Annotated in this window: 14 protein-coding genes; 3 read left to right on the forward strand and 11 right to left on the reverse strand. The window is 45.2% G+C overall.

Going from position 1 to position 16,230, the window contains the following annotated elements; translation table 11 throughout:
* The first annotated feature begins 34 nt into the window (after window positions 1-34).
* The 3 genes from Y696_RS04810 (at window position 35) to Y696_RS04820 (ending at window position 4,336) form a co-directional block, all read left to right on the forward strand.
* A complete protein-coding gene (locus tag Y696_RS04810; protein ID WP_099772137.1) occupies window positions 35-1,348 on the forward strand; it encodes a hypothetical protein in 1,314 nt (437 codons plus the stop codon).
* A 154-nt stretch (window positions 1,349-1,502) separates the two neighbouring features.
* Window positions 1,503-2,792, forward strand: a complete 1,290-nt coding sequence (locus Y696_RS04815; RefSeq protein WP_099772138.1) for a hypothetical protein — start codon at window positions 1,503-1,505, stop codon at window positions 2,790-2,792.
* 155 nt (window positions 2,793-2,947) lie between these two features.
* Entirely contained in the window at window positions 2,948-4,336 is a 1,389-nt protein-coding gene (locus tag Y696_RS04820; protein WP_099772139.1) for a hypothetical protein, read from the forward strand.
* A gap of 18 nt (window positions 4,337-4,354) precedes the next feature.
* Here the strand turns inward: Y696_RS04820 and surE are convergent, their stop codons facing one another.
* The 11 genes from surE to Y696_RS04875 all read right to left on the reverse strand — a co-directional run bounded on the left by surE (window position 4,355) and on the right by Y696_RS04875 (window position 16,229).
* On the reverse strand, window positions 4,355-5,173 hold the full coding sequence (surE, locus tag Y696_RS04825; protein ID WP_099772140.1) for a 5'/3'-nucleotidase SurE: 819 nt from the start codon (window positions 5,171-5,173) through the stop codon (window positions 4,355-4,357).
* 69 nt (window positions 5,174-5,242) lie between these two features.
* On the reverse strand, window positions 5,243-7,207 hold the full coding sequence (locus Y696_RS04830; protein WP_257212007.1) for an ABC transporter permease subunit: 1,965 nt from the start codon (window positions 7,205-7,207) through the stop codon (window positions 5,243-5,245).
* 70 nt (window positions 7,208-7,277) lie between these two features.
* The gene (locus Y696_RS04835; RefSeq protein WP_006492642.1) at window positions 7,278-8,381 is read right to left on the reverse strand and encodes an extracellular solute-binding protein; all 1,104 of its coding nucleotides are present in this window, start codon (window positions 8,379-8,381) and stop codon (window positions 7,278-7,280) included.
* Window position 8,382: 1 nt separating this feature from the next.
* Window positions 8,383-10,695, reverse strand: coding sequence for a xanthine dehydrogenase family protein molybdopterin-binding subunit (locus tag Y696_RS04840; protein ID WP_099772142.1), 2,313 nt, complete (start codon window positions 10,693-10,695; stop codon window positions 8,383-8,385).
* Window positions 10,688-11,161 carry a (2Fe-2S)-binding protein gene (locus tag Y696_RS04845; protein WP_006492646.1) on the reverse strand — a complete coding sequence of 158 codons (474 nt, stop codon included), beginning with the start codon at window positions 11,159-11,161 and terminating at the stop codon, window positions 10,688-10,690. The genes Y696_RS04840 and Y696_RS04845 overlap by 8 nt, the downstream gene beginning before the upstream one ends.
* The gene (locus Y696_RS04850) at window positions 11,158-11,994 is read right to left on the reverse strand and encodes a xanthine dehydrogenase family protein subunit M (protein ID WP_099772143.1); all 837 of its coding nucleotides are present in this window, start codon (window positions 11,992-11,994) and stop codon (window positions 11,158-11,160) included. Before Y696_RS04850 ends, Y696_RS04845 begins: the two co-directional genes overlap by 4 nt.
* The gene (locus Y696_RS04855; RefSeq protein ID WP_006492650.1) at window positions 11,984-12,823 is read right to left on the reverse strand and encodes a xanthine dehydrogenase family protein subunit M; all 840 of its coding nucleotides are present in this window, start codon (window positions 12,821-12,823) and stop codon (window positions 11,984-11,986) included. The genes Y696_RS04850 and Y696_RS04855 overlap by 11 nt, the downstream gene beginning before the upstream one ends.
* A 60-nt stretch (window positions 12,824-12,883) precedes the next feature.
* The gene (locus Y696_RS04860) at window positions 12,884-13,459 is read right to left on the reverse strand and encodes an NTP transferase domain-containing protein (protein WP_099772144.1); all 576 of its coding nucleotides are present in this window, start codon (window positions 13,457-13,459) and stop codon (window positions 12,884-12,886) included.
* Window positions 13,449-13,925: a (2Fe-2S)-binding protein gene (locus Y696_RS04865; protein ID WP_014730663.1), complete on the reverse strand. Its 477-nt coding sequence runs from the start codon at window positions 13,923-13,925 to the stop codon at window positions 13,449-13,451. The genes Y696_RS04860 and Y696_RS04865 overlap by 11 nt, the downstream gene beginning before the upstream one ends.
* On the reverse strand, window positions 13,897-15,153 hold the full coding sequence (thrC, locus tag Y696_RS04870) for a threonine synthase (RefSeq protein WP_099772145.1): 1,257 nt from the start codon (window positions 15,151-15,153) through the stop codon (window positions 13,897-13,899). Before thrC ends, Y696_RS04865 begins: the two co-directional genes overlap by 29 nt.
* Entirely contained in the window at window positions 15,150-16,229 is a 1,080-nt protein-coding gene (locus Y696_RS04875; RefSeq protein ID WP_099772146.1) for a 4Fe-4S binding protein, read from the reverse strand. The genes thrC and Y696_RS04875 overlap by 4 nt, the downstream gene beginning before the upstream one ends.
* Between the last annotated feature and the right edge of the window lies 1 nt (window position 16,230).

The raw sequence follows: 16,230 nt of genomic DNA on the forward strand, positions 1-16,230 counted from the left end.
TCATTGTGCGAATGAAAGCTTGGGTGGGGAAATCATGGCCGATCATCACTTGAAATTTGCCCTGAGTGCGAAAGCGAGACGCGCCGCAGTTGTCTTTTTGTTTGTCTTTGTTCTGTCATACGTCTTCACCTCTGTCAGTGTCTGGACGACAGACAGCAGATTTCTGACGGTGTCGAGATTTATTAGAGTATATGGGCACGAGAACTTAATCAGAGGCACGGGGTATGCTCCGGAGCAATATCGCTTCGGTGGATTCTACCTTGTTGAGAACTTCTTCAAGTACATCCCTTTAAAATGGTATGACGTATATAACAGCAACCTTTCCGGTTTGCTTACTAGTGAGGAAGCCTGGACAGACGAGATGCAGAAAAACGTCGACAAGTTCTTCCCCCAGGACGACAGGGAAGAGATGATTGGCGAAGTTCAGAGGGTAATTGATGAGACTTTAGAATCATTCTTCCCGGGCAACGCTCTGGTTCAAAATCTTCTGCGGGGCATGATAGACGGTCTGCAATGGCAGAGCTATTTGACGAATATCGAAGAGACCCTGCTCACTCTTGGAGAGATGATACCGGAAAATATCAGGAATCATCTGCTAGAGGACAGCGAAGAGACAAGACTCGTGAACGGATATTTCACATCGAGATTCTTCCTCTTCATGATTCTTCTGACGATAATCTACTTTCTGTGCAGAGAGTTCCTGAACCCTGTACAGTCGCTGTTTGGAGTGGTTCTCTTCGCCGCTTTGGTTCCAATCGCCCTTCAAGATTTCTTGCAGGCCGAGACAGTCCTTTCATTGCTGCTGTTTTCCTCAATGCTCTTGCTAACAAAGAGGGACGGAAGTAGGCTAATTTTATTTCTCGTAACGATTCTCTGTTGCACGGCAAGAACGGATCATGCGCTGTTTGGCGCGTTGATTTATGGTCTGATACACGGAACTGAGTCTCTTAGAAGAAGACAATGGTCAAGAGCGCTATTCTCTGCGCTGCTTCTGATAATACCTGTGGTTGCGACGGCTCTTATCAGCGGTTTTCTCTTTCCTGAAGCCGAGTACTATGTCGATCTAATTCAGTTTGAGTTCAACATTACTCATATATGGAGCTGGATCTTCCCTTCGATTCTTCTTCTGTTACCGATTGTCTTTTTCTCACAAATCAAGCATTTCGAATTCTACAGAAAGACATGGACGTGGATTCCTCTGTTCGTAGGGACAAATTTCGTCCTTGGAAAGACAGCCGAAGTCAGGTTGTTCCTTCCTCTAGTTATTTATTCCATTCCTCTTGTCATAGGAGGTGTAATCAGGTCTCTCGAAGGAGAGAAGAATTTGGCGAACAGCCGGGAGGCGTGAGCGATAAGTCTGCTTTCGATCCAATATGTTGCACAAGCTTTGCAGCAGGCATCGCACATGAAAGATCAGAATTTCATGATTTGAAAAATGCAATGGTATTATCTCTACGTTCAAGCGCGAACTGCAGTAATCCGCAGAAATCTGGAGGTGAACCGTGGATAAAAAATTTAGCATGGGACGGGGGGTTCTTCTCCTTATCATTTTTGTCTTGCTTTCCTACATATTTACATCGATGACTGTGTGGACTACGGATGGAAAGTATCTCTTTGTATCAAGATACCTGAGAATAAATCAGCATAAAAGAGTACTTTCCGGAGAGAATTTCGCGCCTGATCAGTACAGATTTGGAAGTTACTACCTTGTGGAAAACCTCTTCAAATTCATTCCCATCGAGTGGCTCGATGAAAACAGTGAAGAGCTTTCAATGATGTTATTATCAGGAGACTACTGGACAGAAGAGAAAAAGGGTATGATAGACTCCTACTTTCCGCTGGTCGAAAGAGAGAAACTCGTCTCGGATTTAGAGAAGGTCATCGAAGAGCTTGTCGATTCTGTAACCGGCAAGAATCTTCTTTTCAACAATGCACTCAAGACATTTGCAAGCAGTCTTAACTGGCAGGTCTACTTGACGGACCCTGCAACGACCGCTCTCCTTATTGGTGAAAGGTTGCCCGAGGACATCAAAAGAGCCGTGGATCTATCGAGTTATGAGAACCGGATTCTGAACGGCCATATCACGGCAAGATTCTTCTTCAACGTTTTGACCCTCCTACTCCTGTACAACTTCTGCAGACTCTTCTCTTCGCCTTCCGAATCATTGCTGTCGACCGTGGTCTTTCAGGCCATAATGCCCCTTACGACCATGTATTTCGGCTGGGAGACTTTTCATGCTGCAGCTCTTTTCATCGGTGGGCTGCTGTTGATAGCCAAAGGGGGCAGATTCTATCTTCTTTGCCTGTTGATGGTACTGGGATCGCTTTTCAGGCCGGATCATATGATATTTCTCTCCCTCATCTATCTCCTCTTCAATTTCAATAAAGGCCTATCCTGGTCGAAAAGAGCGTTAATTCTGTCCAAGAGTTTAATTGCCGGCGTGATTCCAGCTGCTCTAACTTTTGTCGTCAGTCGTTTTTTATATCCGAATGCGGAGTACTCTGTGGACTTAATTCAGTTGAGATACAATATCACCTATATTTGGTCATGGATCTACCCGCTGATCTTTGCGTCGATTCCACTGCTGTTTCTTAGAGAAGTGAAGCACTACAGCTTTTTCAGGAAGACATGGTTCTGGATTCTTCCGTTCATTGTTATGAATTTTCTTGTAGCAAAAACCGCTGAAGTTAGATTGTTCACTCCAGTCATCGTTTTTTTCGCGCCGCTCATAGGGATAGGGCTGCAAAGGTTTTTCCCCGGCAGATCCATGGAGAACACGGCGATTGAATAATCCAGAGGCTCTCTGTCGAGCCCGATTGCCGCATCGTATTCTATACAACTGATTTTGGGCTGAACTGCAAGTTTTGTTTCGATTGCCTTTCGAAAGAAGAATTCTGGTCAACTTATGGGATAATCTCGTATAATCGAAAGAGGAGGCTGCTTCACATGAAACGATTTCTTCTGCCGTTCCTGATAGTTATTTCCGTTGTTTTGAGCGCAAAGACGGGGCTTTTTTTGAGCGTTTATCCTGTTCTCTCCCTGAACAACTACACAGTACACGATAGAGGGTACCAGCCTGACTTCGATGACCTGCGCAGTTACTTCTCTTATCCGGCATTTGCGACGGCCGGCGTGGAGTTGTCGGGAAGCAATTATCGGGCATTGTTCAGGCTCGACTTCAGGCAGGACATTACCTCTTTTCTTCGAGGAAGAAGCTGGTCGAACTTCCCGATCAGGCACAACGCTTATACTCTCTATATGGATACAGATCTTCCCAGGGTCGGCTTTGCTGAGTTTGAAAATGACTTCTTGAGAATTTCTGCCGGTAAGCGAAAACTTCACCTCGGTCCCGCGACTTACAATTTTGTGCTGTCGGAGACAGTGCCCTATTTCGAACATCTCTGGCTCGATCTTGGCGAGGAGGTTTTATCCGGTAAGTACTTCTACAGCTTCTTCGTCATATCTTCCGACCGTTCAATTTTTGATAGCCCTAGAACGCTCATCGGCCACAGCATCGGTTTTGAGGGCAGTTTAGCAAGAATCGGTATCGTCGAGACGAATCTCATCAGCAATACGTTTCCCGACCTGAAAGACATGAGCCCCTTCATGGTCTTTCACAACAACTACGCAAAGAACTCCAACGTTAACGCGGGCTTGTTCGTCGAATCCAAGATAGGAAGTCTGGATTTATACGGCATGCTCTATGCCGATGATATATTGATCCCCGGAGATAGAACTGAAAACCCCACTTCGTTAGGATGGTATCTTGGAGGGGAAGCCGCTTTGATTGATGGAGAGAGTTACGTGGGACCCGTGTTGTGGGACGGGCAGTTCGGTCTCAGGGAGAAGACTCTCTTTAGAGAATCAGGAGGGTTGAAACTGAAGTATGAGCACTACCATAGTACCCCGTATCTCTATAATAGAGGGTTTGAGGAAGGAAAATATATAAACCCGATCCGCTTCAACGCAGATGACATCGAGGGGGGTGCCTACCTCGTAATAAACGGCTTCTACGGGTTTCCGTACGGTCCCGATATCTCGCTTGACCTTCTCGGTCTTTCTTATGAAACATGTAAGATTTTCACGGAGTTGCGTATTGAATACATAAGGCAGGGTTCATATGGGATCGAAGATTTTTACGGCGAACCGTTTGAATTTGACTGGTACAAACTTGCAGAACCGATCACCAGAAAAGCGAGGCTTTCTCTTGACTTCCATTACAGCCCTGATGAGAAGCAGGAGTTCACCCTCTCTGCTTCCATGGCACTGAGCGGAAAGCCGGAATTGTCTCTAAAAGTGGGTTACGGGAAACTCTTCACCTTCCTGAAGTTCTGAGCCACTAGCCGTTAGAGTCTATTTCTCGAAAGAAGCCACCGAATATCTTTCGTTGCCTTTGTTCAACCAGTGCGCTTCAAATATCTTCAGATCTTCTTCCAGGGACAACCTGAAACTCTCTTCGCAGGATCCGAAGAAGTCGATAGGACTCACAGAAATGAACCCTCTATCTATACTCACATAGTCAAGATCTTCCTTGTGAGAATCGTAGAGGATTTCCTTCTTCATCCAGAATTCTTCTTCGCCCCATTCATTGACTTTCTTCTCAAACCAGCGCCTCTTAAGCAAACCGCCGGGTCTTGTACAGTTTATGCCTTTAATCCTGTTTTGAGGAACTGCCGGAACGTTAACATTTAGAACTGTATGCTTTGGAAGCTTGTTCCAGTCGTACTCCCTCACAAAGTTTTCCGAAAAATCAACCGCTGCGAGAAAATCTGGATTCTCTTCACTGGCAATCGATACCGCCATCGCTGGAATCCCATGAATTCTTGCTTCAAGCGCCGCCGAGAGAGTACCCGAATACCTAATATCCACTCCTAGATTCTGACCGCAATTTATCCCACTCACTACCAGGTCGAAATTCCCTAGGCCCTTGATTACCGAAGCTGCCACTACACAGTCAGCAGGAGTCCCACTTGTGCAGAAGGAGGAAACATTTTCCACGGTGCTTCTTTCCCTTATTTTTACCGGAGTTAACCAAGTTATTGAATGACTTACCCCGCTTCGGTTACTTTCTGGAGCGATTATTGTGACCTCATGAGCTGCTGAAAGCCTTTTTGCAAGCGATCTTATTCCTGTTGATTCTATTCCATCATCATTAGTCAATAATATTCTCAAAAGAATTCACCACCACTGATATTTTATCGTAAATTTCGAATTCTTTCTAAGCCTAATTATGGCAAGTGTTCAGTCATACTCTATTCCTTGATCACGGAGATTCGAACTGTAGATTAGCCTGAGAGAACTTCTAAAGAAAATCAGCAGAGGTACTACCCCAATTACCGATGCAGCACCAAAGAGATTCCACGAAGTGTAGTAGCTTCTCACTTCTCCCACATAGCTAAATATTCTAAGAGAGAAAGGCATCAGCTCCTGGCTGTTAAGAAGAATCAGGGGCGTGCTGAATGAACTGAACGACGAAACCATTACGTACACCAGAAGACCTCCGATTACAGGCAATGAAAGCGGGATTAAAATTCTCACCAGGTAGCCAGTTCCAGATAATCCTTCCAACAGGGACACTTCTCGGAGCTCTCTCGGAACCGAGGAAAAGAATTCAGCAAGAAGGATTATCGTAAGGGGAAGGGACTGAATGCAAACAACTATCCCAATCCCAAAGAGACTGTCAGTTAGACGGAGCTTATCGAATACGAAATACATCGGAAGCAGAGTATGCATTCCAGTGTAGAGACTGCCAAAAAGAATTATTGAAGCCAAACCTTTCACAAGCATCGACTTTCTCTGTGAGAAAAGGTATGAGAAGGGTATACCTGCCATTAGCAGGATTAAGGAGGCCCAGAAGGCGATAATAATTGTATTAAGAATATTCGACATAAGTCCGTCGGAAATGACTCTGCCAAAATTTGCTAGAGTCAATTCACTAAGTGAAGGCATTATGTCTGAGTCAGCGGCAAAAGAAAGCACAAGAATATAAATAACTACCAAGACCGTCGGTATTAGGCACAATACCATCAGTGTTCTCTTCAGCCAGCCCGGGATAGTGAAATCGATAATCGGGAACCTGTATCTTAGTGAGAACAAAATTAGCGGTACGCTTAATAGGGTAGCCGGAACTATTCCACTTACTCCCCTCTGTACTACTCCCAATACGGTTATTAAAGCTTCATATATCAAAAGTGCCCCTACGAGGAGTCTGAAAGTCTTCCTGAATCGTGGGATAATTAGGGGAAGAATTGAGTATCCTAAAATGACGGGGAGCAGAAGCAAATTCAAGCCTGTGAAAAGCCCAAGAAATACATGGGCTGCACTACTCAGAAATAGTACATGCCTGTGCCTTTTCGGAACATCCCCTCTTGAAAAGAGGGCACCCAGTATCCAGATTAGCGAAAAACCCCCAACAAACACCGCGTAGGCCGAAAGAAGCCCATAATCTTTAACAGAGCTAAACTTCCTGAACAAAGCAACACCAAGAAAAGTTGTCGAGCCGGTTAAGGTATTTGGAGTGAACCCCTCCGGCAAAAGAGGACCGTTACCAGTCATGAGAAAGACAGATGTGAATTCCTTCATTGATCTCGCAAGCTGAAAAAAGAAATAAGGAATAAGCAGAAATCGTATCTCTCCGAAAAGAATACTAAAGGTATAAATATCGCCTGTTCCGTCGATCTTCATTACGTCATCAAGTTCTTTAGAGACTCTTCCCAACATTCCGAGAATTATCATTGTAGACAGAGGTAATGAAAGCCAAATGCTTACGAAAAGAGAGGATGTAAATGCTTGAAAGGCGTTGAGAGTTATGTCGATTTCCGTTCCAAGGACAATGTTAAATAACGAATACCCTCCATATCCTTGGACAAGAGCCCTCCAACCCGAGACTGTAATGAATGAAGGTATGAACCAGCCGACTCCAAGAAGAATAAGACTGGCCTTACTTAACTTAGTTGCCTTTCTAAGTCTCAATGCAATTAAGAATGACAGCAAGATCTCAATCGATGTCTTGAGAGTAGACCACAATGCGGTAAGTCTAAGAGAGAGCTTGAAACCAGAGTCTCCAAGTACCTCTTCGAAGTTCTTCAGACCAGAAAAAACAGGAGCCTGTTGAAAGACCCCATATTCTGTGAAAGAAATGTAAATTGCCCAGAGTATAGGCACAATGGTAGCTACTCCCAGTATTAAAGTCACTGGCAAAACCATGGACCACTTATTTCTAAGTAAAAGAGAGAGCAGGCACAGTGCAAAGAAGATCGGCAAAACTACCGACATACTATCTTATAGAGTCAATGTAAGACTGCGCACCTGAAAGTGCCTGGTCAACAGTCATTGCTCCACTATATATTGCTTGCAATGCGGGTTCTAGAGCCTCAAACAAAAGAGACTGATACCCCGGGAGATTCGGCATGAACTTACCTTGGTTAACTACCCATTCCAGCTCTTGAGGAGAGTCGGAACCGAATAGTGGATACTTGTCGTACTCTACAAAGAAGTCATGACTATGCTCATTAAGAAAGCCAATAAAACTCATGCACTGCTCAGAGGTATCACTATTGAATAGTGCAAAACCTTTAGAGTCAATGATACCACTTACTTCTACGCCTTCAATATTGGGAAAGGGTAACATCACGAAGTCGGGACCTTTCTCCCTGAATTTGGAGGCCATGTAGCTTCCCTGAAGCATTATACCTATCTTACCCTGAGCAAAGAGCTTGTTCATTGCGGCTCTCTCCAGTCTCGAAATCACTCCATTGTCGAAGTACTCCTTAATTTTAGATACTACTTCTCTACTTCCGGAGGCTCCAACATTTAGTTCGTACAGTTCCTCTTCGGACATGAGAGCAGAGACATAAGGGAACATTACGTAAGGAGATGTGAAATCAAATGCTATTGGGTAATCAACAACTCCAGTAAGGCTCTCCTTTATAGCTTCGAATTGATCAAAATCAAGTTTCTCTCCCAAAACGATACCGGCTTCTTCGAAAGCATTGAGATTGACAAAGGCGACCTGACAATCCGCGTAAAAGGGAACGGCGGTAATTTCGCCATTCCATACGTAGGCGTTCAGAAATTTCTGAGAGTAGCCAGTAAGACTGGCAAGATTGAGACTTAGACTGCGCCCAGATGCAGCGACATCACCCACATAAGTATCCTTTATCATAGCAGCATCGGGAAGGTACCCTGTCTTCAGATTTATGTTCAGTTTTTCTTCAATCTTTGGGAAGTAAACAATCTCAACATCAATCCCTGTCTCTTCTTTGAATGCGGCGGCAGCATCCCTGTAGAATTTCTCCCCTTCCCAGCTAACCCAGAAGGTTATGCCAAACACTGCAGAGCATACTAAAATGACAAGGACAGATAGAAAGAATTTCTTCATTTCATACCTCCATGTTTAAAATTTCGAATAGAACTCGTTCGCTCTTGAATGGAGCATGTCTTAGGCGAATTCCTGTGGCATCGAATATCGCGTTCGCTATGGCAGGAATCGGTGTGTCGATTCCTATCTCCCCTATGCTTTTTGCCCCGAAGGGACCTGTAGGTTCATAGCTGTCGACGAGTCTGCAAGTAAGCTTTCCATAGTCCATCCGGGAAGGGACTTTATAAGTGAAGAAATCGTTGGTAAGCATCCTTCCGTTCTTTCCGTAAATGATATCTTCGAAGAGGGCCCAACCAATTCCTTGCATAGAGGCGCCTTCAAGCTGTCCAATCGCTTGTATGGGATTTAGAGCTACCCCGCAATCTGCATATGACACGAAATTCAAGAGCGCAATTTTCCCGGTATCGGTGTCAACTTCAACCTCCGCAAAACTCGCTGCAAATGGTGGAGGGGATTCTTCGCCCACGAAGGAAGCCGACTCCGAGATCTGTTGTTGATTGAAAGTATACATGTGCACAGTGCAGAGTTCAGACAACGATACAGAGGGACCGTCCTTACAAGTAATTATCCCCGACTGGAGCGACAGTTCCGATACACTTCTTTCCAGATACTTACCTGCTAGTTCAAAGAGTCTGTCCTTGACTTTTTCGGCGGCTAGCCTAACTGCGTTTCCCGATACATAAGTAGTACTGGAAGCGTACGCCCCTACATCGAACGGGGTGATATCTGTATCGGATGAATACACGATGACTCTTTCCAGCGGAACCGTGAGAACCTCAGCTGCAATCTGTGCAAGAATCGTATCACTTCCTGTCCCAAGATCGGTTGCCCCGACGAGAAGGTTGAATGAGCCGTCTTCGTTCATCTTTATTGTAGCCGCACCCATATCTACTTTTGGTATTCCCGAACCCTGCATTGCGAGGGCACAACCAACTCCTCGAACTTTACTTCCATTTCTGATCTTCTTCCCTCTCTTACTCTCCCAGCCTATTTCGTTCTTTCCAAGATCGATGCATTCTTGAAGTTTGCAGCTTTTCATAGTTTGAGGGACTCCTTCTCTTCCTTCTCCCATTATCTCGAAAATCGGAGATGTTTCCCCTTCTCTTATTGAGTTCATTTCTTTGAGTTTAAGAGGATCCATCTTGATCTCGTGTGCGAGCTCATCAATGGCACAATCGAGTGGGAAGAGGCCCTGCGGTGCTCCATATCCTCTGTATGCTCCAGCTGGAGGAAGGTTCGTATAAACTATGTCTCCACCAAAATGAACGGCTTCCACTTTGTTGTAAAGTGGCAAGGTCTTCGAACCGGAAACCATAAAAGTTGTGAGAGAATGTTCTCCATAAGCCCCTGTATTTGATATCCCATGGAGGGATATTGCCTTTATCTTTCCATCTCTCATCGCTCCCACGGTAACATCGAAGCTCATTTCATGGCGGATATTTGTTGCCATAGAGACTTCTTCTCTCGTGTAAGTAATCCTTGCCGGTTTACCTGTCTTTATAGTAACTAGCGCTGCGTAGGGTTCGACTATCACAGACTGCTTTCCGCCGAATCCACCACCTATTCTCGGTTTGATCACGCGAATGTCTGCAATTGGCTTATTAAATATATGAGAGAGAATTCTCCTGCAGTGAAAGGGTACTTGAGTTGAAGTGATTACTATGAGCCTCCCGACGGAGTCCAAATATGTAAGCGCGTTGTGTGGTTCAAGCGCTGCGTGAAGCTGTGTGTCGATATGATAAGTCCTCTCGATTACAACATCACAAGTCTTGAGCGTTTCTTCGACATCTCCGAGATCCATTTCATAATGCGCCGCAATGTTTCTGGATTTGTCGTAGACTCCAGCACATTCGCTTTCATCGTGAATGATCGGCGCCCCCTCTTTTGTAGCTTCTTTCATTTCTAAGACGGCATCGAGGATTTCATACTCAACTTTGATATTTCTCAGTGCGTCTTTTGCTGCTTTCTCAGTCTTCGCAGCTACGATTGCCACTGGATCACCTACGTATCTAACCTTTCTGTCCAGGAGAAAGGTGTCGTACGGCGACGGTTCGGGATAGCCCTGACCGGCCCTTGTATATGGTATCCTCTCGACATCACTGAAAGTGAAGATATCCACAACATCGTTAATTAACTTTGCCTGCTCGGTTTCAATATTTTTTATTAAAGCGTGGGCATGGGGCGAGCGAAGTAACTTAACGACTAGAGCATCTGGCATATCGTAGTCTGGGGTGTATACCGGTTTACCTCTGACTATTGCAAGACCATCAACCTTCCTTTTTGGTTTTCCTACGGTCACGAAGGAATCAGTCATCCAGTTCACCTCTCATCACTTTTGCTGCCTTCTTGATTGCTCTGTTCTGCGGTTCGTAGCCAGTACATCTACAAATATTGCCGTTTAGCGCGAGTTTTATCTCTTCGTCAGAAGGATCGCTATTCTCTCTTAGCAGAGCTTCTCCTGCCATTATTAGTCCAGGGATACAGTATCCACATTGAGCACCCCCTTCTTCGAGAATAGCTTCCTGAATTGGGTGAAGCTTTTCTCCATCTGCCATTCCTTCGACAGTCTCGATGTTTTGACCGTCAACCGAGGCTGCAAAAGTAGAACAAGAGAGTATTGGTTTGCCGTTCAAGAGAACTGTGCAAGTGCCGCAACTTGCCGAATTACAGCTTCTTCTGACACTTTTGTAGCCGATTCTTCTCAGTACATCGAGCAGGTATTCTCCTGGATCGATATCGATATCATGAAGTTTCCCGTTAACAGTAAGAGCTATTTTCATGTGATCATCTCCTTAACCTTTTCAGCAGCTCTCTGGGCAAGGACGGACGCGAGATGTTTCCTGTACTCGAAAGAAGCGGTCATGTTAGATCCTCCAGAGAAGCTTTCGTAAACGAGACTTCTAACTATCGCAGGCATTACATCGTTTATCTCCAGGTCTACCATTGCCACTTCGACGCTCTCGAATCTCGCTGGATACTGAGGTCTCGATCCACATACGACCCTGGCACCCTTTATTCGGTTACGTTCGGGAATAATTGAAAGACCAACATTTACGGTTGCAATGTCGAAAGTAGTCTTAGAGAACTTTTCGAAGGCCGAAACCCAGCCGTCTCTCTTCAACATTACATGGGTTATTAGAGGCTTTTCTCCTGTAGGTAAAGCAAAATAATCGGATACTAGCATCCTCTGATACCCATCTACCCCATAGATCATGAGACTAGAACCCGTTGTTAGAAGGCAGGTGCTCACATCCGACCATCCAAGTTTTGGAGCGACCGAGCCCCCTATTGTTGCCATGTTCCTGATCTGCCAGGAACCCACTAATGAGAAAGCATCGTAGAAGAAGTCATCGAATTCCTTCCTGATAACTGGATCCTTTCTAAAGGATTCAATAGTCGTAGTTGCTCCGACAACTATTTCACCCTCCGTAACTGAAATTGTGTCAAGCCTAAGAGACTTCAAGTCGATTATCTTTTCAATTCTTGAGGACTCCATAAGTGCTACAATTGTCCCTCCAGACAAGAAAATCGAATGATCTCTGTCATTCTGCATAAGTTCGTAAGCCTCTTCGACTGTCTTAGGTCTGAAGTACTCGTTTACATTAGACAGCATTGTATCCCTTCTTTCTCCAGACTTTTAGAGTTCTATGAATCAGATTCCTTACTACAGTGGTCCGATACCAGGCGGTCGCTCTAACATCATCAATGGGTGTCACACATTTCATAGCTAGTTCGACAAACCGCTCTTCGTCAAATGACCCGTTCTTTGCAGAGTAGTATTCACAAGCCTCGATCGGTACGACAACGGTAGGCGCAACAGATCCAAAGGCAAGCCTAATTTCCGACTCAGAAGTCAACGATCCAACGGAAGCGACCGAAATGGCCATAGAATTCCTCTGACCAACCTTGTAGAACTGCGGAAAGAGAGCGTCAGTCTTCTCAAAAGTTATTGACTTCACGAATTCTCCTCTTGAAAGAGTTGTCTCCCCAGGACCCTTTATGAAGTCCACCACTCTTTCATGCCTCTCACCATTTGCGCTTCCTATTGACAAACTGGCGTTCGTGAGAACCATCGCAACTATCGAGTCCCCGGCGGGGGAGGCATTAACAATGTTTCCAGCAAGAGTGGCGCGGTTTCTAATCTGTGGACTCCCTATTTGTCTTAAGGCCATCTGTACGATTCTTCCGTGTCGGTCGATTATTTCGCTCTTCAAGAGTTCGGAAATCGTTACCCTGCAGCCAACTCTTATCTTATCGCCGAGATCCTCAATTGTGTCAAGGCCCTTTAGATGTTTAAGGCTAACTACAATCTTAGGAATCACTCTCTTCAACCTTATCTTTACGAGAAGGTCGGTGCCGCCTGCGAGAATGTGACTGCTTTCCTTCGAAAGAAGAGAAACTAGCTCCTCTTCACTGGTTGGCATTAGAACGTTGAATGACACTAACCTCACCTCCGGATTTCTCGAGCAAAATGAAGCTTTTAGCAAAATCTCAAGAACACCTCACCAGATTTGCAGTCTATCTTCTGGAGAATCTATATCGAATACATTACGCTCGCTGCCTTCTATTTCACGGATCTTCGCTCGTCCATTCTTAACAAGCTGAAAAGCACCCCTATCTCCAGTGATTTTCAAGAGCTCGGGAAATAGCTTCTTTGCTATGAATGTCGGGAAACCCTTTCTTCCGTCATACGCAAAGGAGACCATCTCATCTTCAGGGAGAAGTGACTCCAGAAGAAATTCGACATCTTCTCCGCTAACCAAAGGCATATCGGCAAGCATGAGTACAATCCCAGTGCGCTCTTCAGCACATTCGCGAAGTCCTCTAACTATGCTGGTCGAAATTCCCTTTCTGTAATCACCATTTATCAATATTTTGAAGCTTCCCGTATCGAATCTATTGAGTTCGAAGCCAGGCTTAATAATTAGAAACTTGTTAAGAACACCAACATTCTTCAGATTATCGAGAGACCATTGCAGGAGAGGCTTTCCCCTAAAATTAGAACAGAGCTTCTCATCTCCAAAGCGACTGGATTCCCCTGCCGCCAGAAGAATCAGCGAAACAGAATTACTTTCCATTAGTTTTCCTGAGGTTTTCTGCGGCGGTCTTAATTGCCTGGACAATCTTGTAGTAACCTGTGCATCTACAAAGGTTGCCTTCGATTGCCTCCATTATCTCTTCATCGCTTGGCGAATCATTTCTATCAAGAAGGGCCTTTGCCGACATTATCATGCCTGGAGTACAGAACCCGCATTGGACAGCTCCTTCGTCTACAAAAGCCTTCTGAATGGTGTCTAGTTCCCCATCCTTTGAGAGACCTTCAATTGTGGTTACCTCGGAACCATCGATTTCGGGAAGAAGGACGAGACAGGAATTGACCGCCTTCCCGTCGATGATAACGGTACAGGCACCGCACTCCCCTTCGCCACAACCTTCTTTTGTCCCAGTTAGGCCCAGTTCATCACGCAAGAAATCCAGAAGTCTCATATCTTCGACAACATCCATTGATAACCGTTCATTGTTGAGTGTGAAGCTGATCTTCATTTAGAGCCTCCTCAATTGCATCTTTTACCGGTGGCAAAGTCTCGACCTTTGGAAGCACATATGAAACGCTCTTAAGGTCCTTCAAACCATTTCCAGTTACCACGATGACAACACTACTTCTTTCGTTCACAATACTCAATCTTCTGGCCTTCTTGAAGCCTGCAAATGCCGTAGCGCCTGCCGGCTCGGCGAACACACCGGTTTCTCTGGCAAGTTCAATTATACTCCCGAGAATCTCGTGGTCCGAAACGGAAAGAAACAAACCATTATGCTTCTGTGTGTACCTGCAAGCCTTAAAAACGTCTCTTGGCTTTCCCACACTGATGCTGTCCGCAACCGTTCTTGCCTCGATATCTACTGGCTCAAATGGGTATCCTCTTTCATAAGCTCTCATTATTGCGTTTGAACCTTCTGCCTGAACTCCCACTATGGTTGGAATTTTAGAGATCACACCGAGCTTCATCAAATCTTCAAACCCTTTGTAGAAACTCGATAAGACAGTTCCATCACCTGCCGAAACAAAAACAAAATCCGGTAGTTTATCTTTCGTCTTGAGTGCGATTTCCATTGCACAAGTCTTCTTCCCCTCAAGCAGGTATGGATTTATTGCGCTATTTCTACAGTACCAACCCTTTGACATACCGATTTCCATCGACAAATCGAATACCCGGTCGTAGCTCGCATTTATTGCCAGAATTTTTGATCCATACACCTGTAGCTGAGTAATCTTGGCGGCAGGAGCTGTAGCAGGGACGAAAATCACGCTCTTCAGCCCACTAACAGCTGCAAATCCCGAAAGCGAGCTGGCTGCATTTCCCGTTGAAGCGCAGAAAACGGTATCAAAAGACTTTTCTTTCGCCTTTAAGACTGCAACAGCGCTTGCTCTATCTTTAAATGAAGCAGTCGGATTCCTGCCGTCGTCTTTAAGGAGTAACTCCGATACTCTGTATTTCTCTTCCAAAGAATGGTTTCTATATAGAGGAGTATTGCCTACGAAGAGCCTTGGAGTATCGGTACAATTCTCAAATGGCAAAAGAAAATCAAATGCCCAAATACCCCTGTTGTTGAGATCGACCGAAGAAGACTCGTATTTTTCTCTCACTTGATCAAAGTCGTAAACGACTTCCAGGGTTCCTCTACGCTCGCCGCAAACTGGACAATAGTATTCCACTTCCTCTTCTGAAAACTCCTTTCCGCATGTTATACATTTGAGAAGAAACTTGCTCAAACCAGGACACCTCCGATTGCAGCCACTGGGCAAATGGATTCACAAAGTCCGCAACCAAAGCATTCCGCTGAATCTACCTCCACTTTTTCCTGAAGACTGAGTGCAAAATACGGGCAGACCTCCACGCAAAGACCGCATCTAGTGCACTTATCATGATCAATTATAGGATTTCTTACGGTAAAGGACTCTTTCTGGCCCTTTGCAGAGCCAACTGCTTCTTCAACGCTTTTAAAACCTCTCTTTTCCAGAGCTGAGGGAAGCGATTCGAGAATTCTCTTGAATATCCCCTTTCCCCTTATCAGGGCTCCCGACAACATTTGAACTGCAGAAGCCCCGGCGCATAAGAAGTCTACGACATCGTCTGCGCTGACAATCCCGCCTACTCCAATTATTGGGAGCGTACAACCTTCACGAATTCTTCTCACCGATGAGAGGGATAGCCGCCTTATTACCGGTCCGCTAATCCAACCGAAACCATCTCTGCTTCCTAAATAAGAACGATTTACTCTCCGATCCATGGGGTAAACCGGACCCAGTGAATTGATAGCGACGATTCCGTCACCACCTGATTCCTGAACAACTCTCGCCATCTCCGCAGGATCGGGAACCGAAGGATCAAATTTCAGAAAGACAGGCTTTTCGGTTCCCGCTTTTACTGCAGAGATAAGTTCTCTGATAAGCGACGGATCATCGGCAACATAATGAGTTGACAACTCAAAGGCATCTGCGAATTTGGCGAATCGTGGGACCAGCTTTCTTAAGTCCTCTGGTGAATAGCCTAGGCTAACGATTAAAGGAAGCGCTGATTCCTTCCTGTAATCTGGAAGAAATTCATTAAGCCATTTTTCAGGTGAGAATTCACTCCAAAGCTCTGTGTTTATTACGAAGTCCCTTTCTGCGATAATGCATGGTCTGGGAACCTTGGCTGCAACCGTTGATATTGTTTTTGTTACCATTGCACCTACTCCCATCGCCTCTATTGCGCGCATTTTTCTCTGGTCGCCGGTTAGTGGCCCGGAAGCGGGCATAAGGGGATTCTCTAGATGAATCCCGGCTATCTCAGTAGCGAGTTTCACC

Source organism: Mesotoga sp. H07pep.5.4 (genome assembly GCF_003664935.1).
Lineage (GTDB): Bacteria > Thermotogota > Thermotogae > Petrotogales > Kosmotogaceae > Mesotoga > Mesotoga prima.

What these genes read in the sequence shown, in the direction of transcription:
- Y696_RS04810 (WP_099772137.1), top strand. Translation starts at nt 35, where the DNA reads ATGGCCGATCATCACTTGAAATTTGCCCTGAGTGCGAAAGCGAGACGC.
- Y696_RS04830 (WP_257212007.1), bottom strand. Translation starts at nt 7,207, where the DNA reads ATGGTTTTGCCAGTGACTTTAATACTGGGAGTAGCTACCATTGTGCCT.
- Y696_RS04840 (WP_099772142.1), bottom strand. Translation starts at nt 10,695, where the DNA reads ATGACTGATTCCTTCGTGACCGTAGGAAAACCAAAAAGGAAGGTTGAT.
- Y696_RS04860 (WP_099772144.1), bottom strand. Translation starts at nt 13,459, where the DNA reads ATGGAAAGTAATTCTGTTTCGCTGATTCTTCTGGCGGCAGGGGAATCC.
- Y696_RS04835 (WP_006492642.1), bottom strand. Translation starts at nt 8,381, where the DNA reads ATGAAGAAATTCTTTCTATCTGTCCTTGTCATTTTAGTATGCTCTGCA.
- Y696_RS04845 (WP_006492646.1), bottom strand. Translation starts at nt 11,161, where the DNA reads ATGAAAATAGCTCTTACTGTTAACGGGAAACTTCATGATATCGATATC.
- Y696_RS04820 (WP_099772139.1), top strand. Translation starts at nt 2,948, where the DNA reads ATGAAACGATTTCTTCTGCCGTTCCTGATAGTTATTTCCGTTGTTTTG.
- Y696_RS04865 (WP_014730663.1), bottom strand. Translation starts at nt 13,925, where the DNA reads ATGAAGATCAGCTTCACACTCAACAATGAACGGTTATCAATGGATGTT.
- Y696_RS04850 (WP_099772143.1), bottom strand. Translation starts at nt 11,994, where the DNA reads ATGCTGTCTAATGTAAACGAGTACTTCAGACCTAAGACAGTCGAAGAG.